The sequence below is a fragment of the Mycobacterium sp. 852002-50816_SCH5313054-b genome (assembly GCF_001667185.1).
Classification (GTDB): Bacteria; Actinomycetota; Actinomycetes; order Mycobacteriales; family Mycobacteriaceae; genus Mycobacterium.
The window spans coordinates 73,794-94,220 of sequence record NZ_LZIC01000041.1 but is presented as its reverse complement, the minus strand read 5'-3'; the positions used below and the strand labels follow the sequence as shown (position 1 = coordinate 94,220).

Here is a 20,427-nt window from a genome sequence, read left to right as displayed (position 1 = left end):
CCGACGTGACTACCGTAGTCGCGCGTGGTGAATCCCCGGTTGTCTGCCACCTGTGAGTTTGCCCAAAGGATCCTTACCGGGTGCTGATTGACCACGAGGATGGCGTGCGGGATTCTACTTAGCGGAACATATTTCTGTAGAGCAGAGGTCTCCGTGCATCGGGAAGTTTTCGACAGCGTCCGGCGGGGGATGATCCCCGCCCACATCTACAACGACGGGGAGCTGTTCGCGCTGGAGCGCGAGCGCCTGTTCGGCCGGGCGTGGACGTTCGTGGGACACGAATCGGAGGTCCCGCACGATGGCGACTATGTGGTGCGGCGGGTTCTCGACGACTCCTTCATCATCACCAATTGCGCCGGCGATATCCGGGCCATGTTCAACATGTGCCTGCATCGCGGGATGCAGGTGTGCCGCGCGGAGATGGGCAACGCCTCCAATTTCCGCTGCCCGTACCACGGTTGGTCGTATCGCAACGATGGCCGGCTCACCGGACTGCCGTTTCATCGCGAGGCCTACGGCGGCGACGAGGGGCTACCCCGGCGCGCCCAAAGCCTGCTTCCCGCACCGAATTTCGCGAGCTACAACGGCCTGCTGTTCATCAGCATGGACCCGGCCGCCGAACCGCTGGAGGACTACCTCGGCGACTTCCGGTTCTACCTGGACTTCTACACCAAGCAGAGCGCCGGCGGCCTCGAGGTGCGGGGCCCGCAGCGCTGGCGGATCAAGGCGAACTGGAAGATCGGCGCCGAGAACTTCGCCGGCGACATGTACCACACCCCGCACACGCACGCGTCGATCGTCGACATCGGCCTGTTCCGCGAGCCAAAAGCCCAGAAGCGCAAGGACGGAGCGACCTACTGGGCGCACCGCGGCGGGGGGACCACCTACAAACTTCCGCCGGGCGACTTCGACGAGCGGATGCGCTACGTCGGGTATCCCGACGAGATGATCGGCCGCATCAAGCAGGCCTGGACGCCGCGGCAGCAGCGGGTCGTCGGCGAGGACGGGTTCATGATCTCGGCGGCCACCTGCTTTCCGAACCTGAGCTTCGTGCACAACTGGCCCAAGTTGCCCGGCAGCGAGCAGGTGCTGCCGTTCATCTCGATCCGGCTGTGGCAGCCCATCAGCGCGAACGAGACCGAGGTGTGCTCGTGGTTTGCGGTGGATTCCGCGGCTCCCCCGCAATACAAACGTGATTCGTACCAGGCATATTTGATGTGCTTCGGGTCCACCGGGATGTTCGAACAAGACGACGTGGAGAATTGGGTGTCGCTGACCACCACCGCGGGCGGGTCGATGGCGCGCCGCCTGCTGCTCAACAGCCGGATGGGGTTGCTCGCCGACGATCGCCCCGTCGTCGAGGCGCTGCCCGCCGAGTCCTTCCACGGGCCCGGCCGCGCGCAGGTCGGCTACAACGAGTACAACCAGCGCGCGCTGTTGAACCTCTGGGCGGATTACCTCTCATGAGAAAAGCCCTCCCCTTCAACGACATTCGCCACCTGGAGGCGCATCGGTTCCTGGTAGACGAGGCCTATCTGCTCGACGCCCAGGACTACGACGCGTGGCTGGATACGCTGACCGACGACATCCGCTACGTGATGCCGGTTCGGGTCACCACGGCGCGGGGCGCCGGGTTCGACACGTCACCGGGGATGGCGCATTTCGACGAGGACAAGTACTCGCTGACCCAGCGCGTCGCTCGCTTCGCCACCGAGCACGCCTGGACCGAGGACCCGCCGTCGCGGCTGCGGCACTTCATCACCAACGTGCGCACGTTCGTCGAAGACGACATGCACCTGGTCGTCGAATCGGCCGAGCTGCTGTTTCGCAGCCGCGGCGACGTCAACGAGAGCGCGCTGGTGTCCTGCGGACGCGAGGACCTGCTGCGCCGGTGCGACGGCCGCTGGAAGCTGGCGCGCCGCACCATCGTTGTCGACGAGTCCGTCTTGCGGATGCAGAATTTGGCGGTGTTCCTGTGAACGAACCCATCACGGTGGCAAACGAATTCGCCGAAGTCGAGGTGCGGCGGGTGGACACCCGCAACGGGACGCGGCTGCTGATCAGCGCGCCCAAAACCGGGCGGTCGATCAGCCTGGACGCTCTGGAACTGGAGGCGCTGACCTGGCAAAATGCCCGCACCCTGGCGGCCATGGTCGGCAACTGCGGCGCGCCGCTGGTGCCCGACGAGGCGGAGGGCGGCGATGACCGGATGGCTTGAGGGCAAGCGCGCCCTGATCGTCGGCGCCGGTTCGGGAATCGGCCGCGCCGTGCTGGACGCGTTTCGCACCGAGGGCGCCAACGTCGCTGCCCTGGAACGGGATTGCGGTAAGTGTGAACGGTTGCGGAACGAGTCGCCGGGCGTCCCGGTGATCGAGGGCGACGCCATCACCCCGGAGGCGAACGACCGCGCGGTCGCCGCCGCGGTGGACGCGTTCGGCGGGCTGGACACGCTGGTCAACTGCGTCGGCGTCTTCGATTTCTATCGGGGCATCGGCGACATCGGCGCCGAGGCGCTCGCGCCCGCGTTCGACGAGATGTTCCGCACCAACGTGCTGAGCCACCTGCAGTCCGTCAAGGCGGCCCTGCCCGCCCTGCGGGCCGGCACCGGGTCGTCGATCGTCTTGTGCGAGTCGACGTCGTCGTACCAGCCCGGGCGCGGCGGGGTGCTCTACGTATCGTCGAAGTTCGCCGTCCGCGGGCTGGTGGCAACCCTGGCCCACGAACTCGCGCCACAGATCCGGGTCAACGGGGTGGCACCGGGCGGCACGCTCAACACCGACCTGCGCGGGCTCGCCAGCCTGGGGCTCGACGGCGTCCGCCTCGACGACACCCCCGACCGGGCGCGCGACATGGCGGCGCGCACTACGCTCAACGTCGCGCTCACCGGCGCGGACCACGCCTGGAGTTTCGTCTTCCTGGCCTCCGACCGATCCCGCGGCATCACCGGTGAAACCGTCCATCCCGACGGCGGATTCGGGCTGGGGGGCGAACGTGTTTGACGAGCAGCGCGCGTTGCTGGCGCAAGGCTGCCGCGTCGCCGCGGCGCGCGGCCTGGTCGACGGTGTCCTCGGCCACCTGAGCCTGCGCGTCGACGACGACCGGCTGCTCGTCCGCTGCCGCAGCGACACCGATACGGGAGTGGCCTTCACCCGGCCAAGCGACATCCGGCTCGTCAGGTTCGACGGAACCGCAGGCGCCGCGGGAGAACTCGACGGTTATCGCGTCCCCAACGAGCTGCCCATCCATGCCCAAACCCTGCTGTCCAACCCGGCATACCGGGCCGTGGCGCACCTGCACCCGCCCGCCGTGGTCGCCGCCGACCTCGCCGATGTCACGCTGAGGCCGATCTACGGCGCCTACGACATTCCCGGCGCGTGGCTGGCGCGCGGCGGCGTGCCGGTCTACGAACGGGCCGTGCTGATCCGGAGCTCCGCGCTGGGCAAGGACATGGTGGCGGCGATGCGCGGCCGACCCGTGGTGATCCTGCGCGGGCACGGGATCACCAGCGCCGCAGGCACTATCGAGCAGTCCGTGCTGCAGGCGATCGGCCTCGACGCGCTGGCGCGGATGTCGTTGCGCGTACGCGCGGCCGGCGGAACGCTACGCGACATTGAGGACGCCGACTGGGACGAGCTGCCGGACCTGGGGCCGGGATTGAACACCGACGCGGCCTGGCGGCACGAGGTCGCGCGGCTGGACGGCTGAAAGCCCAATGTCACAGCTTCATATCCGCCGCGTGCCGCTCGGTGGAGACGGCGTTCGGCGGGATTAACCTGCCCGGGTGAGCGAACTGGACCGGCGTCGCTTCCTGGTCGCCGTGGCCGCGACCGTGGCGGTCACGGGCGTCTCGTGGTACTCCGCGGGCGGGCCCAAGGAGACGGTGGCGCGCGCCGAGGTGCCTGCGCCGAGCCCGGCCGCTCCTCTGCTGTCGCCGTTGCTGTCGCCCCCGGACCGGGCATCGCGCGTCCTGCTGCCCGGCGGCACGGTCCTGACCAAGCTCCCGGGCAACGGTGATCTCTTGGCCTGGACTGTCGACGACGGCGCCGACACCGAGGTGGTGCGGCTCTACACGCAATTCGCTAAGGACACCGGCGTGCGGCTCACCTATTTCGTCACCGGCGCCTACCGCTCGTGGACCGAGAATGCCGCCGTGCTGCGGCCGCTGGTCGAATCGGGGCAGATTCAGCTCGCCAACCACACGTGGACGCATCCCGACCTGACGAAACTGTCGGCGAGCCAGGTCGCCGATGAGCTCAGCCGCACCGATGCGTTCCTGCGGAATACCTACGGTGTGGACGCCGCCCCGTACTTCCGGCCGCCGTACGGCCATCACAACGCCGTGGTGGACAGGGTGGCCGCCGAGTTGGGCTATCAGGTTCCGACCCTGTGGAGCGGTGACCTACGGGATTCCGCGGTGCTCGGCGAAGACCAGGTCGTGCGGATGGCGCTGCAGTCCTTCACGGCGCAGAACATCGTGATCGGCCACCTCAACCACCCGGCGGTCACCCACGTTTACGGGCAGCTGGTCGACATCATCCGGTCACGAAAGCTGCGCACAGTGACGCTCAACGACGTCTTCCTGCGACCGGAAATCCCGTATCGGACACCTCACCCGAGCTGATCGCCAATCTCCTTGGCCGCCTTGACAAGCGCGGCCGCCACGGCGGTGCACCGCGCGCCGTCCAGCCGGTTCTGCGGTGCGGCGGCGTTGAGCGCCAGCCGCAGGCCCGGGGCCCGGGTCGGCATGGGCACCGCCACCGACGCGACGCCCTCCTCGCTCTCCTCCCGATTGATCGCGTAGCCCCGCTCGCGGATGCGGGCCAGTTCGGCCTCCAATTCGGTGCGGCCGCCGATCGAATGGGGGGTGACGCGTTCCAGCTCCTCGTCCGGAAACAACTGGCGCAGTTCGGTTTCCGCGAGCTGGGCCAGCATGGCCTTGCCCGTCGAGGTGCAATGCGCCGGCATGGTTCGTCCCAGCCGGGAAGCCACCCGGACCGCGGCCGGGCCCTCGACCGCGGCCACGAAATGGACGTTGGCGCCGTCGAGCATTCCGACGTGAATCGTTTCCCGCAGTTGTTCGCTGAGGCCGCGCATGATCGGCGCGGCGGATCGCTGAATGTCGAGGCGTCCGAGTATCGCAAACGCCACGCCGGTCAGCGAGGGACCGGGCAGGTACGCCTTGGACACCGGGTCCTGCCGGACGAACCCGCGGTAGTTCAGCATCGCCAACAGCCGGTGCGCGGTCGACGGCGCGACACCCAGGTATCGGGTGGCCTCCGTCAACCGGATCTCCGGCCGCTCCCCCAGCAACAGCAGGAGCTTCAGCGCGTTGTCGACCGACTCGATCGGATACTGGGGCGCAAGCGAATCGGCGTTCCCGGCTGCCCGCTCCCGCTTCTTCTGCATGACATCACGGTAGCGCCACCGGCCCCAGTTGCCACATCCGTCACGGCTCGGGGCGGGGCACAGTTTTGGTCCACCTCACAGCGACAAAGATCGACTTTGCGCCCAGGGGCCCGCGATTGTCGCTTTGAGGTGGACAAAACGTCACATCCTTCCCGGGGGGGACCACTGTGGCGGATGGGGCCAGGTGTTTCAGCCGCCCTGCGCCACTTGCTCTTTCGCCCAGCGGTAGTCGGCCTTACCGGACGGCGAGCGCTGCAACCGGTCGCAGAAGACGACCGCCTTCGGCAGTTTGTACCGCGCGATATGGCGGGCGGCCTCGGCGATGATGCCGTCGGCGTCGACGGACGCGCCGTTGGCCAACTGGACGAGCGCGACGACTTCGTTGCCCCACCGGGTGCTGGGCCGGCTCGTCACCACGACGTCGTACACGTCGGGGTGCTCGGCGATCGCGGCTTCGACCTCCTCGGCAAAGATCTTCTCGCCGCCGGAGTTGATGGTGACCGAATCGCGGCCGAGCAACTCGATCTGGCCGTCGGCGTGCCAGCGGGCCCGATCGCCGGGCACCGAGTGGCGGATGCCCTCGATCACCGGGAACGTGCGCGCCGTCTTCTCCGGATCGCCCAGATAGCCCAGCGGTATCGGCCCCTGCTGGGCCAGCCAGCCGATCCGCTCGTCGCCCGGCGACAGGATCCGGGTCAGGTCCTCGCTGACCACCACCGCCCCCGGGTTCGGGGCGAAGCGGCCGGACGCGCCCTGCAGCCGGCTGGACGCCTGGATCATCTGTGCGCCGGATTCCGACGCCCCGCCCGCATCCACGATCGTCACCTGAGGCAGCAGCTCGACGAACCGCTGCTTGAGCGGGGCGCTCAGCGCGGCCCCGCCGGTGACGAGCGCAAACAGCCCGGACAGGTCGTAGTCGCCGGCCTCGAGCTCGTCGGCCAGCGGCCGCCCGAAGGCGTCGCCGACCATCGACAGCGACATCACCCGTTCGCGGCCGGCCAGCGCCAGCGCCTCGGCCGGATCGAAGTGGGTGGTCGTCGGCGCCATCACGAACGGCCGCCCACCGCACAGACTGATGAAGGCCGCCCACTGCGCCGCGCCGTGCATGAGCGGCGCGAGGGTCATCGAGCCCGGCCCCTCCAGCCGCGATCGCTCGACGATCTCCTTCAGGCTGCCCACCACCTCGCCGGTGCCTAGCGTCCGCCCGCCCATGGCATTGACGTAGATGTCGTGCTGCCGCCACAGCACCGCCTTGGGCATCCCGGTGGTGCCGCCGGTGTAGAGCACATACAGATCGTCGGGCGACGGCGCGAGGTCGAGCGGCTCATCGGACATCGAGGCCAGCAGGTCCTCGTAGCGCACCGCCCCCGGCAGCGGGTCGTTGCCCGACCCGTCGTCGACGTGGATCAGCCGAACGGGACCGGGCATCCTGACCAGCGCCTCGGCCAGCGTCGGCGCGAACCGCGCGTGATACATGACCGCATCGGCGCCGGCGTTGCCCAGCAGGTACACCAACTCGTCGGCGACGTAGCGGTAGTTGACGTTGAACGGGGCGACCCGTGCCCCGTACGCGCCGAGCATGGCCTCGAGGAATTCGTTGCAGTTCGCCAGGTACAACCCGAGGTGGCTCTGGCCCGATTCGTACAGCGCCAGCTCCGCACGCTCGCGACGGGCGCCCAGCCCCCAGCCGTGCAGCGCGCGGGCGAACCGGCGGGCGCGGTCGGCGGTCTGCGCGTAGGTGAGGCGCCGATCGCCGAACACGATGCAGTCCCGGTCGGGGTTGGCCGCGGCGACCGCCCCGAACACCTGGGCCAGGTTGAATTCCACAGAATCTCCTCACGGCGAGCCAGCGCCACGCTACAACGACGCGGACGGACTTACCGGTTAGTCTCGGCATCGTGTACGGGGCTAGTGGGACCGGATACAGCCGATACGTCGCCATCGGGGACAGCCAGACCGAGGGGTTGTGGGACGGTAACGACGCGATCGGCTGCCTCGGGTTTGCCGACCGCCTCGCGGCCATGATCGACGCCCTCTACCCCGGCTTGCATTACGCCAACCTTGCGATCCGCGGCAAGCTGGTGGCCGACGTGCTGCGCGAACAGGTGCCGCCGGCGCTGGCGATGCAGCCGGATTTGATCACCGTGTGCGTCGGCATGAACGACGTCATCCAGCCGGGAAACTCGTTCGGCCGCGCCCTGGCCAAGCTCGAGCACCTGTACGCGGCGCTCGCCGGATCGGGCGCGACGGTGGTGACCACCACCTTCCCGAACGTCGCGCAATTCCTCCCGCTCGGCCGGCTGGTGTCCGGGCGGCTCGCCCGCATCAACGACGCGATCCGGGCGGCGGCCGATCAATACGACTTCAGGCTGGTGGACCTCTATAACGCGGCCTCGATGCGCGACCTGGACACGTGGGACATCGACCGCGTGCACGCGTCCACCAAGGGGCACATCCTGTTCGCCGAGGCGGTCGCCGAAGCGCTCAATTTGCCTGGCAGCAACCATGATTGGGCCGAATCCGGCGGCAGCCCGACGCGGCTGTCGTTCAAATCCCGCACGTACGGCCAGTTGCGCTGGACGCAGCAGAAATTCATGCCATGGGTGTGGCGACGCCTGCGCGGCATGTCTTCCGCCGACGGGCGGGTGCCCAAGCGTCCGCGCCTGGAACCCCTCAGCGCGCCGAGCGCACAGATTACGGCGCGGTTCGTCCGCCGGTCAGGCATCCTTGACCCATGAATGTGGAGGCTCTGCTGCAGTCCATCCCACCCCTGCTGGTCTACCTGGTCGTCGGCGGTGTGGTCGGGATGGAAAGCCTCGGCATCCCCCTTCCCGGCGAGATCGTGCTGGTCAGCGCGGCCCTGATGTCGTCGCACCACGACCTGGCCGTCAACCCGGTCGGGGTCGGCGCCGCCGCGGTGATCGGCGCCGTCGTCGGCGACTCGATCGGCTACGCGATCGGGCGGCGGTTCGGCATGCCGCTCTTCGACCGGCTCGGCCGGCGCTTCCCCAAGCACTTCGGGCCCGGGCACGTCGCGCTGGCCGAAAAGCTGTTCAACCGCTGGGGAGTCCGGGCGGTGTTCTTCGGCCGGTTCATCGCGCTGCTGCGGATCTTCGCCGGGCCGTTGGCCGGCGCGCTGAAGATGCACTACCCGCGGTTCCTGGCGGCCAACGTGTCGGGCGCCATCTGCTGGGCCGGCGGCACCACGGCACTGGTTTACTACGCCGGCATGGCCGCCGAGCGCTGGATGGAGCGGTTCTCCTGGGTGGCGCTGGTCATCGCGATCGTGTTCGGCCTGATCGCCGCCTTCGCGTTGCGTGAGCGCACGTCGCGCATGATCGCCGAGCTCGAGGAAGAGCACTACCGCAAAACCGGCACCACGGCGGCCGAGGCCGCCTAACCGACCGCCTCGCCGACGTCCTCCGGCGCCACCGGCCGGTGCTGCTCGATCAACGCGCAGGCCATCTTGCGGGCGCGCAGCGCGGCGTCCAGGTCACCGACGTCTGCGAGAACAATGGCGCCCTTCATCAGGATCTGCCACGACAAGGCGAAGTCCTCGACGTCCAGCAGCCCCGCCGCGACGGCACGCTGCCGCACGATGTCGCGGACGTGGTCGATGTGCACGATGCACGCCTGTCCGGCCGGGTGGTCGGCCCCCAACTCCAGCAACACGTTGATGAACGAGCAGCCCTCGAAGCCGTCGCCCTGCTGAAACCACTCGTGCATGACGTCGAAGATCGCCAGCAACTGTTCCTCGGGACTGGCGCCCCGCCGCCGCGACTGCTCGTCGATCAGGCCGTAGGTCCACACTTCCTCGCGGCGCTGCAGCACGGCCAGGACGAGGTCGTTCTTGGTCGCGAAATGACGATAGAGAGTCGCCTTCGCCACGCCGGCCCGCTCGATCACCTCGTCGGTGCCGACAGCGCGAATTCCACGCCGGCCGAAGAGTTCATAAGCCGCGGTCAAGATGCGTTCACGGGCCGAGGTGACCGGCGTCGTTGGGACATCGTGGCTGGTCATACCGGCCTTACCATACTCTTAACCAGTCTTATGTAGACAGACCGCCCTGTCTCGTTATACAAATGAGATTCGCACGTCGCGAAGAATTCGTCTTAAGTCAGCAGGACGGGCACCGTCCCGACGCCAAGCGTCGGTCGATTAGGGAGTCCACCATGAGCCCCGTTATTGTTGCCGAACCGATGTCCAGCCCACCTCCTCTCACGCTCAGCACGCGGCTGGTCTACGAGCTGGGCGATCCACACAGCACGCTGCGCGCGACCACCGACCGCAACGGCGCGGCGGTACTCATCAGCGCCGGCGGCGAGGTCGACGCCTGCAACGAGCACACCTGGCGCCGGCTAGTCAGCGAGGCGGCCAGCGTGGTCATTCCGCCCGGCCCGTTCGTGGTCGACGTCACGGGGCTGGATTTCATGGGCTGCTGCGCCTTCGCGGCGCTGGCCGACGAGGCACACCGGTGTCGAGACCGCGGCATCGACCTGCGCCTGGTGAGCCACGAGCCGCTCGTCGCCCGGATCGTCGACGCCTGCGGCCTCAACGCCGTGCTGCCCATTTACCCGACCGCGGACGCCGCGCTCGCCTCGGCCGCTCGCTGGTGAGCTGAGCGACTCACCCAGCTCCGGGCCAACTTCCGGACCGACCTTCGGGGTAGAGGAGGAGTTCCTCCTCGTCGACCCGCGGACGGGCGAACCGGCCCCCCGCAACGCGGACGTGGCCGAGGAGGCGAAGCGGCGGGGCGTCGAGCTGCAGCTGGAGCTGAGCAGCTGCCAAGTGGAGACCGCCTCGAGCGTGGCGTCGAACAGCGCGGACCTCGCCGAGGAGCTCACTCGGCTGCGGCGCACCGCGGCGGCGGCCGCCGAGGCCGCGGGCGTCCGGCTGCTGGCCTCGGGGCTTCCGCCCGCCACGCCGCACGAATTTCCCGTCACCGACACCCCGCGCTACCGGCGGATCGGTGCCGAGTTCGGGATGATCGCCCACGAGCAGGGCATCTGCGGATGCCACGTGCACGTGCAGGTGCCCGACCGCGCGGCCGCCATCCACGTCAGCAATTGGCTGCGGCCGTGGTTGCCGTGTTTGCTTGCGCTGTCGGCCAATTCGCCGGTATACCGCAACGCCGACAGCGGCCACGCGAGCTGGCGCAGTGTGCTGTGGCGGCGCTGGCCGGCCGCGGGGCCGCCGCCGTTCTTTCCATCGCCCGACGACTACGACCGCGCGGTGCGCATGCTGGTCGACACCGGGGTGATCCTGGACCGGGACATGATCTATTGGGACGTGCGCCCGTCGACGGATTTCCCGACGGTCGAGGTGCGGGTTGCCGACGTGCCGGCGACGGTCGACGAGACCGTGCTGCTCGCCACGCTGATCCGGGCCGCGGTGATGACGGCGCTCGACGCTCGCGACGAGGGCGACGTGCTGGGGCGCCTGCCGCCCGGCGCGCTGCGGGCGGCGTACTGGAAGGCCGCCCACGACGGGCTCGCGGGGCACACGCTCGATTTGATCCACGGCCGCGGGGCGGTGCCGGCGCGCGAGCAGCTAAGTGCTCTGGTGCTGGCGGTGCGCCCGGCGCTGGAAGCCCTGGGCGAATACGACCGCGCGGCAACGGAACTCGATCGCATCGTCGCGCGGGGAAACGGAGCGATGGGGCAGCGGCGGGCGTGGCGGCGACGCCACGATGTGCTGGACGTCGTCGCCGAGGTCACCGTCAAGCCACGGTGAGCAGGCGGTAGAGCCCGATCAGCCCGACCACCACGATGGTGGAGCGCAAGGCGGTCGGCGAGAGCCGGCGGCCATAGCGCGCCCCGACCAGCCCGCCGATCAGCGAGCCCGCCGCGATGAGCCCGGCCACCGGCCAGCTGATCCGGTGGAATGCCACTAGCGAGTAGCTCACCGCCGCAACGACATTCACCAACAGCGTCAGCAGGTTCTTGGCCGCGTTCATGCGCTGCACCGACTCGGGCAGCAGCGCGCCCATCATGCCGACCATCAGGATCCCCTGCGCCGCGGTGAAGTAGCCGCCGTAGACGCCGACCGCGAACGTCCCGAGCACCAGCACGGCCATCCGTGCCGGGGTGATGTGCTCGGGCGAACGCCCCGCCCGTTCGGCACGCTGGGCGGCCCACGACTGCAGCTTCGGCCCGACCACCACCAGCACCAGCGCGAGCACCAGCAGCGCCGGCACGATCGCGGTGAACACCGTCGCGGGCAGATGCAGGAGCAGGAAGGCGCCCAGCACCGCGCCGGCCAGCGAGGCGGGGATCTGCCACCGCAGCCGGTTCCATTGCCCCGCCAGCTCGGCGCGATACCCCCAGGTCCCGGACACGCTGCCCGCCACCAGGCCGACCGCGTTCGACATGGTGGCCGTGACCGGCGGGTAGCCCAGGGCGACGAGCGTCGGGAACGTGATGAGGGTGCCCGATCCGACGAGGGCGTTGATGGCGCCGGCGCCGAACCCGGCCAGGGCGATCAAAACCATATGGGAGAGCAGCACTTCCGAAGAGCTTAATCTCCGTCAGATGTGGGGCGCCTCGCGGCCGCGGTCCACGCCCGTGCGCAGCTTGACCGACGCCGAATACGCGAGGCTGCGAAAGTGCAGAACCGGATCGTCGGAGGGCTCGATGCCGTCGGTCACGCGCATCGGGTCGAACACGACGATGTCGCCGCCGTGCTCGCGCTCGGTGTCCAGGCCGGTGATCTCCAGGGTGCCGGCGGTGACGATCTGCGTGCCGCGCCACGGTGCCGACGGGTCGACCGTCGAGTCGTCGGGCCCGGCGATCTGCACGCGCAGGTCGAACCGCACCGGACCGCTCGCGAGGCGCGCGTTGAGCTCGTCGGTGAGGAAATCCGGGCCATCGCCCTGGACGGCCTTGCCGGTCGCGGCGGGAACCCAGTGGTACCGAACGAATCGGGCGCTGCCGTCGGCGCCGATCCAGCGGAAGGCGTGTAGGCCGTGGTACTCGATGGTGGCGTAGCTGGCCGGTACCTTGCTGGCCTCTCGCAGGATGGGCAACGCGCCCAGCAGTCGCGGGTGGGTCAGGAAGTACTTGGCCATGCGCAGCGGCGTCGTCGGGCCGGGCCGCATCGCCTTCAGCAGGTCGACGAACCCGTCCGGCGTGCTGGCGACGAACAGCCGGGCGGTCTGCGCCGACACGTCGGTGCTCGACCCGTCGGGCAGCGTGAACTTCACCGCCATGCCCCGCACCCCGGGCAGGCCGTCCCGCTGTTTCGGGTTGCCCGATCCGTTCGAGAAGCGGATCACCGCCGGGACGGCCGAGCCGTCGAGGTGCTTGGCGCGCGACAGCCCGGACGCATCGGGGGTCGCGGTGAACGTTCCGCGGTACAGCGTGCCTTTGGCGTGCAGCGCGCGGGCGCCCGGCTGCGCACCGCCGGTGCCTCGGATCGCGTCGATCGCTTCGTCTGGAGTGACCATGCGCGAATCTTAAGCCGCTACTTCGGGAAGCCGAAGAGTTTAACGACGCCGTGATCGCGTCCCGCGGTGTAGCCGCCGTCGACGGCGATGGCCTGGCCGCTGACGAACGAGGCGTCGGTGGACAGCAGGAAAGCCGCCATCGCCGCCACCTCCTCGGGCCGGCCCAGCCGCTGCAGAGCATGCTCGGAGGTGATGGAGGCCAGCGGTCCCTCCATCCCGGGCAGGCCGAAAACGTTGTTGGCCATGGGGGTTTCGATGAAGCCGGGGCAGATGGAGTTGGCGCGGATGCCACTGGGCCCGTAATCGAGCGCGATGTTCTTGGTCAACAAGACGACGCCGCCCTTGGCCGCGTTGTAGGAGCTGCCGCCGGCCGTGCCCTCCAGGCCCTCGATGCTGGCGACGGTGACGATCGAACCGCGTTCGCCGTCGACGCGGGGTTGCTCGATCATCCTGGCCAGGGCCGCCTTGGCCACCAGGAAGGTGCCGGTGAGGTTGATGCCGATCACCCGGTCCCACTCGGTGCGGTCGAGCAGGTGGACGGGGCCGCCGCCGGCGACGCCCGCCGCGTGGAAGACGCCGTCGAGGCGGCCGGGCACCGCGGCCAGCACCGCGTCGATGGCGGCCTCGTCGGTGACGTCGGCGGTGACGAAGTGGAAGTCGGCACCGAGATCGGGCGGGGCGGCCACGTCGGCGCCGATGACGGTGCCGCCCTCGGCGAGCAGCCGCCGCGCGGTGGCCAGGCCGATGCCCGACGCCGCGCCCGTCACGACGAAGGTGCGGGACCGGGCACGATCAGCGTTCACCATGGCAGTCATGGTGGCACAGCGCCATCGCAGTGTGTGCTCACGTCGTTGATAGTGAGCGTGTGGTGGGAAATCTGCCGAATTTCCGCCCGGTGCGCACACGCAAAGCCCTCAGGGCACACTCGGTGTGTGGAACAGACCGACACCGATGCCACGACCGAGACGCTTGCCGGGTTCGTCGAGCGCCACGCCCTGCAGCGGCCCGACGACGTCGCGATGCGCTTCCGCGATCGGCAGTGGTCGTGGGCCCAGTGGGCGGCGCGGATTCGGCGGGCGGCCGGGGCGCTGCGCGACGCCGGCGTGCGGCGGGGCCAGTGCGTGGCATTCCTGGACAAGAATCACCCGGCCTGCCTGGAAATCCTGTTCGCCGCCGCGTCGATCGGCGCGGTGACCACCGTCGTCAACTGGCGGCTGTCCGGCGACGAGCTCGCCCACGTGCTCGACGACAGCCGTCCCCGTCTGCTCTTCGTCGGTGCCGAACTGCGTCCTGCCGTCGAAGGACTCGCCGGCCTCGACCGCGTGGTCGTCGTCGACGACGAATACGAATCGCTGCTCGCCGCGGCCTCGCCCGCACCGGCCGAGGAGGTCGACGAGACCGAGACCGCGCTGGTGATCTACAGCTCCGGCACCACCGGGCGGCCCAAGGGCGTCCTGCTGAGTCAGCGCGCCCTGGCCAACCACGCTGCCAACCTCGCGCCGGCGTTCCCGTTCGACGACGGCGACGCAAACCTCGTGTGTATGCCCCTTTTTCACGTAGGTGGAATCGGCTACGCGCTGTTCGGCATCCGGGCGGGGGCGCCGACGATCATGACGCGCGAGCCCGACGCCGCGTCCTTGATCGGGGCGGTCCGGGACGGCGCGACGCACGCGTTCTTCGTGCCGCCCGTGATCGCGCGGTTCCTGGAGGCCGGCGAGACGGCGACCGCGGCGATCGCGGGCCTGCGCTACATCGTGTACGGGGCCGCCCCCATGCCGTTGCCGTTGCTGCACCGGGCGCTTTCGACCTGGCCCGAGACGGGCTTCGTCCAGGTGTACGGGCAGACCGAGCTGTGCGGCGCGGTCACCGCGCTGGGCGACGACGACCACCGCGACCCCGAGCGACCCCACCTGCAGCTGTCGGCCGGAAAGGCCGTGCTGGGCACCGAGATTCGGGTGGTCGATCCCGAATCGGGCGACGTGCTGCCCGCCGGGGCGCCGGGCGAGATCTGGGTGCGCAGCAACCAGAACATGACCGGCTACCTGAATCGGCCGGAGGCGACCGCCGAGACGATCACGGGCGACGACTGGGTGCGCACCGGCGACATCGGGCGCCTCGACGCCGAGGGCTACGTCTACATCGAGGACCGGCTCAAGGACATGATCATCACCGGCGGTGAGAACGTGTACGGGCCGGAGGTGGAGAGCGTGCTGATCGAGCACCCCGCCGTCGGCGACGCCGCGATCATCGGCGTTCCCGACGACTACTGGGGCGAATCGGTCAAGGCGATCGTCGTTGCCACCGACGAGGTCGACGCGACAGACATCATCGAGTTCTGCCGCCGGCACCTGGCCGGCTACAAATGCCCGCGGACCGTCGACTTCGTGCCATCTCTCCCCCGCAACCCGAGCGGCAAGATTCTCAAAACCGCGCTGCGGGAACCGCATTGGCAAGGGCGGGCCCGCAACGTGTGAGTGATGCCAGCAGGGTTGACGAGCGGCGGCGTGGATCGACCTATAGCCGTCCCTCGGCGCGCAGCTCCGGATGCACCCAGTCCGGAGAGCGGCGCTCCTTGAATGCGCGGAAGCCCTCCCGTGCCTCGGCGTCGCTGAGGCTGGCGGTCATGCCGATGCGGTCATACAGGCCGAGGTAGTTGTCGATGCTGGACTTGATGACGGCGCGGGCGCGCGGCGCGGTCCGGCAGGCCTGCGCAAGCAGGTCTTTCGCGGCGGTGAGCAGGGTCTCGTGGGGCACCACGCGGGTGACCAGCCCCCAGTCGAGGGCCTCGACCGCGGTGAGCACCCGGCCGGTGAACATCAGGTCGCGGGTGCGGACCGGCCCGATGAGGCGGGCCAGCATCTGGCTGTAGTAGGTGTCGGCGTAACCGCGGAACAGCTCGGGCACGCGGAACGTCGCCCGCTCGCTGACCACGGACAGGTCGCTACACAGCGCGATCTGCATGCCGCCGCCCTGGCACAGCCCGTTGACCGCGGAGACGACGGGCTTGGCCGAGGTCCGCACCGTGTCGAACGGCGTGACGTCCATGCCCAGCCCGGAGCCGAAGGTCATCCAGTCGTCGGTTCCTCCCCCGCCGCCCATGTCGCCGCCGGGCGCAAAGATGTCGCCGGTCCCGGTGATCAGCAGCCCGGCCAGGTCCGGATCCTCGCTGACACGCCCTACCGCACAACGGATTCCGAAATACATCGCGGGCGTGAAGGCGTTCTTGGCTTCCGGGCGATCGATCGTGCACACCGCGATCGGTCCCTGGCGCTCGAATCTCAGGTAGGGGGTGCCCAGCCAATCGCGTTCGGGAGGGCGGGGGCTGCTGTCCTGGGTCGCCACGGGGCTCCTCTCGTCGGCGTGACATCGCGCCCCAAGACTGTAACGCCCGCTATGCGTACTGCATCGTGGCGGTTCGGATTGTCTGCGCGGTGTCGTCGACGAGACTGGCCAGTTGGTTCTGGAGGGTGGCCGCGGCCTCTGCCAGCGATTTGTCGCAGAAGCGACAGTGGATCTTGAACTGCGGCTGGTCCTGTTCGTCCGGCCAGAACCGGCGCGAGCCGACCTGGGCGCCGGGGTCGTATTGGACCGCCTGATGCGGGGCCTCCTTGAGGATCCTGCCCACGGGGTGGCGTTGCGGGCATTCGAGTTTCAGCACGCCGATCCCCTCTTGGTTGGCTGCCATGGTTCGCCGTCCTTTGCGTCTTGGTCCGCTGCTGCCGATTGCACACTGAAGAGTTGTAGTGGTGGGAATAGTCGATCACGAATTCGCGCGGAGTGGTCGGGCTATCCGGGCGGAAGCCTGAACCGAAGGCGAGTTGGTGGCGCACGAGGTCGGCTAAACCAGCGCCTGACCTGCGAAGCTTCCGGTGGTCCCGGCTGGGATCGAACCAGCGACCTTCCGCGTGTGAAGCGGACGCTCTTCCACTGAGCCACGGGACCCTGCGCCGAGGGGCGAACGGTGTCGAAGGGTAGCACGAATCGGTCCAAGCCCGACTCGCCGCAGGCGTCGCCGGGCGCGCTAGCCTAGAGCGGCAACGTAACCAAGAGATTTGTGCAGGCCCGCTCGGGTGGACTATCGTCGTCCTTCGCAACGGGCGACGATCTCGCCCGTTGCGCGCGGACGTAGCGCAGTTGGTAGCGCATCACCTTGCCAAGGTGAGGGTCGCGGGTTCGAATCCCGTCGTCCGCTCGAAGGTGCAAGTGGCATCAATCCCAGCGGTGGAGTGGCCGAGTGGTGAGGCAACGGCCTGCAAAGCCGTGCACACGGGTTCGATTCCCGTCTCCACCTCCAAATTTGACCCCCGGCGCGATTAGCTCAGCGGGAGAGCGCTTCCCTGACACGGAAGAGGTCACTGGTTCAATCCCAGTATCGCGCACCACATCTAGCTGCATCGACGGTGCCTTTAGCGGCAGCCGCTAACGATATGCTGACAACCACGTGCCTGGGTGCACGTATGCGTGCATGTTGGCTTGAAAGCCTGTGCGCTTGGCTGCAGCCTGGTTCTCTCTGGTCAGGCCGGGCGCGACGGCGCGACTAGCGCGTCACCGATCCCTGTCGAGTGCGAGTACGCAGCATCCCACAGCTGCTGCTGGAAATTCTTCAGCGCGATGATGAGGGAATCTGAGAAGTTGTAGACCTGCGCGAGGCGGTCAAGGGGGAGTTCTGTCTTGAGTCCGATTACTTCGATGCCGACCGGCCTACCGCTGGCGTCTAATTTCACGAGCACCGCCTCGGACCCGTCGAACCGACGCGTACGAGCTACACGCTCATGACTGAGACGGAGATAAGCCGCATCCGCGTCGAAGTCGATCTTGACCTGGAACGCCGACGGCTCAAACAGGGGCACGTGGTCGGGGTTCGTCACGTTCTAATCCTAGCTTGAACAGCTGTCATGTTCGATCACTCTTCGTCTTCCCAGTAGACCGTAACGATTTTGACAGGTTCGCGAGCGATCCCAGGCCGCTCTGCCACAACGTTTAGTTCTCGCGCGCCGATGGAACCGAGGTAACGGATGGTGGATGGCTGACTTCCGTGATGGATGCTGTGGTGGTTGTCCAGGACTGCTTTGATCTGCTCCTCGGTGACGTCGTCCTCCTGCTCCTGCATCTGCTCCTGGGCGTGCCTGGTCAGGTATATGTTCACAGTGGGAGGGCCTCGAACGCGAGTGTCCTCGCTTTCTTGCCGTCCACGTCGATTGTGGCCACGTAGAGGCCATGCGTGGCTATGAACACCCCGGCACGAACGGCAAACAAGATCCCGACCTTGTTGTCGTACACGGGATGACCTTCGGTATTGAGGTTCATCTGAAATTTGACGGTGGGTGCGTTTTCATCGGGTCCGTTGAACTGGATATCTACCCTGACCTCGCCAGCATCTGCGGGAGCCCTGACTCGCCCGGCGATCGCCAACTGGAAGACCGTGGGAACGGGAACCTTTACGTGGATGAAACTGGCATTGACGACGGTGAGGTTACCGTCAGTAATTTGCGCGTACTCGGCGAGGAAGGCGTAGTCGAGTTCAGCCACAACAGCGCACGATACCCGCGCTGCTCGGCGAGACTCGTATCAAACCGCGTTTGGTTTCGCCGCTCTGCGTTGATTCTGCGGGGGGCATGAACGCCACAGGCACTCTCGCCCCGTCGCTGTTGGTGCGCACCACCCACAAGCCGTCGTCGCCTTGCTCGACGCGGTGACCGTCACCGAGCTGCGCGGCTAGTCGCTCAAGATCAACGCGTGCACTCACGGCTGGCTCCCTTTCAGGATTCGGGGCCCTTCGGGGCTGTTCGCGCTGGGGCAGCCAACGCGGGCCAGATCAGCGTGACCAAAACGTCATCACCCCGGAAAACGGAGAAAACAGGGTTCCGAACGCAACAGCCCCGAAGGGGTGGCGACCCCGGTCGTCCGCTGCCGAGAGTGGGGGTTGTCCGTCCCCAACACAGCAGACTCCCGGGGTCGCCGGGTGAGAACCAGCTGACACGCCCCGCCGGGCTGAATCTCACCACGCCTCAACATATTACGGACATCTCTCTGACAACTGAGATATCCAACCACCCAAACCAAGCGGTTTCACCTGCACGTACGTCGCGCCCTGCTGCGGAGGCGGTCCCGCATCACTCGGTGGCGTACTCGGAATCGCCGAAAGTGTCCCCGGCCCCGACCATTCAAGGTCGGGTGGTTGCCCACCTGGTGCAACCCAACCCTCCCAGATGACACGTGGTGGGTACGTCCACGTGACGAGTCTGCTGCCTGCGACACCCACCCCACCGGGTAGCGGTGTACCTTCGGGCAACAACTCAGGAGGACCACCAGTCACGACGCACCCGAATCGCTGCTCAACCCAACGACAATGCAGATGGCTTGCGGATAGAGCACCGCTAAGTTCGCCCGCTCCTCACATCTGAAGGACACCAAGTTTTGAGACCATTCAACATCCCCCCACGGATTCGTCTCGACCGTGAGTGACTGTCGCACATAGAATCTCGCCGCTAGGTTCGAATCCAGCGTGATCGCAGTTCCTTCAGGCACCCAACGGGTTTCCAGGACGGGAACCCCAAAGATGGTAGAGAGGTCACCAATTCCGGTGGGATCCATCATGCTCTAAACGTAAGCGCCCGTCGTGGTTTTGGTGCGGCGCAGGAAATCCCACGTGCGGGGGTGGATCAAAACCATATCCGCCTTGCCCTTTGCTGACCCGACACGGATATCGGTGAAGCTTTGCACGATGGTGTCGATACCCGAAGTGTCTGTCGAGCCGTTGTAAGAGCGTGAAAGCGCACCCGACGTGGTAACCAAACCGTTCATACCGGGTGCACCCGTGCCCAAAACGATCTGATCATTCTCAGCGTCGGCGACGGCATTCACTAGGTCTCGTTGCACGTAGCCCGCGAACTCCGAAAAATCGTTGAGGATTTCCATCGAGGCGCTCGCCAGAGCCGCCAGCTTGATCGGTGAGCACGTCTTGGTGGTCCACTGCTCTCCGATGTCGATTTTCACGCCGCCTTCGACGGTGACTTGCGGGATGTTGGTGTCACCAACGTGAGCCACGTACTCGATAGCGGGGGCATCGACAGTGATCGTGGGCAGATGGTCAGAGATACGAACCACCGTGCTTTCGTATCGGAGGCCCATCGTCAAGCCGGGGATGTTGACCGGTGGCAGCAACCCACCTGACAGCGGATTGCCTTCAAACACAGGCGAACCCGGTGCCTTACTGCGCACACCCAGCGCGTCGGGGCCGAACGCCTTGCTGTTGATTTCACAGCGGTACGGTTGTCGGCGTTGCGCCGCGTGGAACATATTCTCCAGCTCGTGCTGCGGCATGTCGGCCGGTGTCAAGTTCTTCTGCTTCACGCCGCGTGCACGCTCGCTCGACGGGTCATACTCATCCGGTGACGCACACGACGCGAAGCCGAGGGCCTTGCCGCGAGCAGCGCTGGCGTCTTTCAGCTTGCCCAGCTCAGCCTCGGCTCGATTCATCACGTGGTCGAAGCGGGACTGCGAGATGCGGCCAGCGACCAGGTCGGCGTACGCGGAATCGACGTCGGTCTGAAGTGATTTTTGGCGTGCATGAATCT

Annotated in this window: 22 protein-coding genes, 4 tRNA genes and 1 pseudogene; 14 read left to right on the top strand and 13 right to left on the bottom strand. The window is 67.6% G+C overall.

All coding sequences use genetic code 11. The features are described 5' to 3' along the window. The first annotated feature begins 189 nt into the window (after positions 1–189). The 6 genes from A5787_RS08395 to A5787_RS08370 all read left to right on the top strand — a co-directional run bounded on the left by A5787_RS08395 (position 190) and on the right by A5787_RS08370 (position 4,621). Positions 190–1,467 (top strand): aromatic ring-hydroxylating dioxygenase subunit alpha, encoded by a 1,278-nt coding sequence (locus A5787_RS08395; RefSeq protein WP_066964510.1) that lies wholly within the window; start codon positions 190–192, stop codon positions 1,465–1,467. Beyond that, entirely contained in the window at positions 1,464–1,979 is a 516-nt protein-coding gene (locus tag A5787_RS08390; protein WP_066964508.1) for a 3-phenylpropionate/cinnamic acid dioxygenase subunit beta, read from the top strand. The genes A5787_RS08395 and A5787_RS08390 overlap by 4 nt, the downstream gene beginning before the upstream one ends. Further along, a complete protein-coding gene (locus tag A5787_RS08385; RefSeq protein WP_066964506.1) occupies positions 1,976–2,218 on the top strand; it encodes a dihydrodiol dehydrogenase in 243 nt (80 codons plus the stop codon). The genes A5787_RS08390 and A5787_RS08385 overlap by 4 nt, the downstream gene beginning before the upstream one ends. After that, positions 2,202–2,999 carry a 3-(cis-5,6-dihydroxycyclohexa-1,3-dien-1-yl)propanoate dehydrogenase gene (gene hcaB / locus A5787_RS08380; RefSeq protein WP_066964504.1) on the top strand — a complete coding sequence of 266 codons (798 nt, stop codon included), beginning with the start codon at positions 2,202–2,204 and terminating at the stop codon, positions 2,997–2,999. Before A5787_RS08385 ends, hcaB begins: the two co-directional genes overlap by 17 nt. Then, on the top strand, positions 2,992–3,705 hold the full coding sequence (locus A5787_RS08375) for a class II aldolase/adducin family protein (protein WP_066964654.1): 714 nt from the start codon (positions 2,992–2,994) through the stop codon (positions 3,703–3,705). The genes hcaB and A5787_RS08375 overlap by 8 nt, the downstream gene beginning before the upstream one ends. 85 nt (positions 3,706–3,790) lie before the next feature. Beyond that, positions 3,791–4,621 carry a polysaccharide deacetylase family protein gene (locus tag A5787_RS08370; protein ID WP_066964656.1) on the top strand — a complete coding sequence of 277 codons (831 nt, stop codon included), beginning with the start codon at positions 3,791–3,793 and terminating at the stop codon, positions 4,619–4,621. Here the strand turns inward: A5787_RS08370 and A5787_RS08365 are convergent. Both A5787_RS08365 and A5787_RS08360 read right to left on the bottom strand, forming a co-directional pair. Next, positions 4,609–5,406, bottom strand: a complete 798-nt coding sequence (locus tag A5787_RS08365; RefSeq protein WP_066964502.1) for an IclR family transcriptional regulator — start codon at positions 5,404–5,406, stop codon at positions 4,609–4,611. The genes A5787_RS08370 and A5787_RS08365 overlap by 13 nt on opposite strands. Positions 5,407–5,595: 189 nt before the next feature. Further along, positions 5,596–7,233 (bottom strand): acyl-CoA synthetase, encoded by a 1,638-nt coding sequence (locus tag A5787_RS08360; RefSeq protein WP_066964501.1) that lies wholly within the window; start codon positions 7,231–7,233, stop codon positions 5,596–5,598. Between the two features lie 71 nt (positions 7,234–7,304). Between A5787_RS08360 and A5787_RS08355 the strand changes: the two genes are divergently transcribed. Both A5787_RS08355 and A5787_RS08350 read left to right on the top strand, forming a co-directional pair. Next, the gene (locus tag A5787_RS08355; RefSeq protein ID WP_066964498.1) at positions 7,305–8,144 is read left to right on the top strand and encodes an SGNH/GDSL hydrolase family protein; all 840 of its coding nucleotides are present in this window, start codon (positions 7,305–7,307) and stop codon (positions 8,142–8,144) included. Next, the gene (locus A5787_RS08350; protein WP_066964453.1) at positions 8,141–8,806 is read left to right on the top strand and encodes a DedA family protein; all 666 of its coding nucleotides are present in this window, start codon (positions 8,141–8,143) and stop codon (positions 8,804–8,806) included. The genes A5787_RS08355 and A5787_RS08350 overlap by 4 nt, the downstream gene beginning before the upstream one ends. On the opposite strand, the gene A5787_RS08345 is transcribed toward A5787_RS08350, so the two are convergent. Beyond that, the gene (locus A5787_RS08345) at positions 8,803–9,426 is read right to left on the bottom strand and encodes a TetR/AcrR family transcriptional regulator (protein WP_066964450.1); all 624 of its coding nucleotides are present in this window, start codon (positions 9,424–9,426) and stop codon (positions 8,803–8,805) included. The two genes, A5787_RS08350 and A5787_RS08345, sit on opposite strands and share 4 nt — an antisense overlap. A 152-nt stretch (positions 9,427–9,578) precedes the next feature. Between A5787_RS08345 and A5787_RS08340 the strand changes: the two genes are divergently transcribed. Both A5787_RS08340 and A5787_RS08335 read left to right on the top strand, forming a co-directional pair. Continuing rightward, complete coding sequence (locus tag A5787_RS08340; protein ID WP_066964447.1) at positions 9,579–10,022, top strand: anti-sigma factor antagonist; 444 nt, start codon at positions 9,579–9,581, stop codon at positions 10,020–10,022. Position 10,023: 1 nt separating this feature from the next. After that, positions 10,024–11,139 (top strand): glutamate--cysteine ligase, encoded by a 1,116-nt coding sequence (locus A5787_RS08335; protein WP_066964443.1) that lies wholly within the window; start codon positions 10,024–10,026, stop codon positions 11,137–11,139. On the opposite strand, the gene A5787_RS08330 is transcribed toward A5787_RS08335, so the two are convergent. From A5787_RS08330 to A5787_RS08320, 3 genes are read right to left on the bottom strand one after another with little or no spacing between them, the layout of a single operon-like run. Continuing rightward, a complete protein-coding gene (locus A5787_RS08330) occupies positions 11,126–11,896 on the bottom strand; it encodes a sulfite exporter TauE/SafE family protein (protein WP_066964438.1) in 771 nt (256 codons plus the stop codon). The genes A5787_RS08335 and A5787_RS08330 overlap by 14 nt on opposite strands. Before the next feature lie 36 nt (positions 11,897–11,932). Then, on the bottom strand, positions 11,933–12,850 hold the full coding sequence (locus A5787_RS08325) for a catalase family peroxidase (RefSeq protein ID WP_066964436.1): 918 nt from the start codon (positions 12,848–12,850) through the stop codon (positions 11,933–11,935). 17 nt (positions 12,851–12,867) lie between these two features. After that, a complete protein-coding gene (locus A5787_RS08320; protein WP_197506988.1) occupies positions 12,868–13,665 on the bottom strand; it encodes an SDR family NAD(P)-dependent oxidoreductase in 798 nt (265 codons plus the stop codon). A gap of 117 nt (positions 13,666–13,782) precedes the next feature. On the opposite strand from A5787_RS08320, the gene A5787_RS08315 reads away from it, so the two are divergent. After that, on the top strand, positions 13,783–15,324 hold the full coding sequence (locus tag A5787_RS08315) for an AMP-binding protein (RefSeq protein ID WP_066964425.1): 1,542 nt from the start codon (positions 13,783–13,785) through the stop codon (positions 15,322–15,324). Between the two features lie 40 nt (positions 15,325–15,364). Here A5787_RS08315 and A5787_RS08310 read toward each other — a convergent pair whose 3' ends face one another. The 3 genes from A5787_RS08310 to A5787_RS08300 all read right to left on the bottom strand — a co-directional run bounded on the left by A5787_RS08310 (position 15,365) and on the right by A5787_RS08300 (position 16,792). Then, the gene (locus tag A5787_RS08310) at positions 15,365–16,192 is read right to left on the bottom strand and encodes an enoyl-CoA hydratase/isomerase family protein (protein ID WP_066964422.1); all 828 of its coding nucleotides are present in this window, start codon (positions 16,190–16,192) and stop codon (positions 15,365–15,367) included. Between the two features lie 49 nt (positions 16,193–16,241). Then, a complete protein-coding gene (locus A5787_RS08305; protein WP_066964420.1) occupies positions 16,242–16,535 on the bottom strand; it encodes a hypothetical protein in 294 nt (97 codons plus the stop codon). Between the two features lie 185 nt (positions 16,536–16,720). Next, positions 16,721–16,792 (bottom strand) — tRNA-Val (locus A5787_RS08300). Between the two features lie 177 nt (positions 16,793–16,969). Here A5787_RS08300 and A5787_RS08295 point away from each other — a divergent pair. From A5787_RS08295 to A5787_RS08285, 3 genes are all read left to right on the top strand, one after another. Continuing rightward, positions 16,970–17,042 (top strand) — tRNA-Gly (locus A5787_RS08295). 28 nt (positions 17,043–17,070) lie between these two features. Then, positions 17,071–17,144: transfer RNA gene (locus A5787_RS08290), tRNA-Cys, on the top strand. A 13-nt stretch (positions 17,145–17,157) separates the two neighbouring features. Further along, positions 17,158–17,232: transfer RNA gene (locus A5787_RS08285), tRNA-Val, on the top strand. A 132-nt stretch (positions 17,233–17,364) separates the two neighbouring features. On the opposite strand, the gene A5787_RS08280 is transcribed toward A5787_RS08285, so the two are convergent. The 4 genes and pseudogenes from A5787_RS08280 to A5787_RS28075 form a co-directional block, all read right to left on the bottom strand. Next, positions 17,365–17,718, bottom strand: coding sequence for a DUF2283 domain-containing protein (locus tag A5787_RS08280; protein WP_066964416.1), 354 nt, complete (start codon positions 17,716–17,718; stop codon positions 17,365–17,367). A gap of 35 nt (positions 17,719–17,753) precedes the next feature. Further along, positions 17,754–17,996, bottom strand: coding sequence for a DUF4258 domain-containing protein (locus tag A5787_RS08275; protein WP_066964413.1), 243 nt, complete (start codon positions 17,994–17,996; stop codon positions 17,754–17,756). Further along, on the bottom strand, positions 17,993–18,379 hold the full coding sequence (locus A5787_RS08270) for a hypothetical protein (RefSeq protein WP_066964410.1): 387 nt from the start codon (positions 18,377–18,379) through the stop codon (positions 17,993–17,995). The genes A5787_RS08275 and A5787_RS08270 overlap by 4 nt, the downstream gene beginning before the upstream one ends. A 783-nt stretch (positions 18,380–19,162) precedes the next feature. Then, positions 19,163–20,149 (bottom strand): annotated as a pseudogene (locus tag A5787_RS28075) (phage major capsid protein). Between the last annotated feature and the right edge of the window lie 278 nt (positions 20,150–20,427).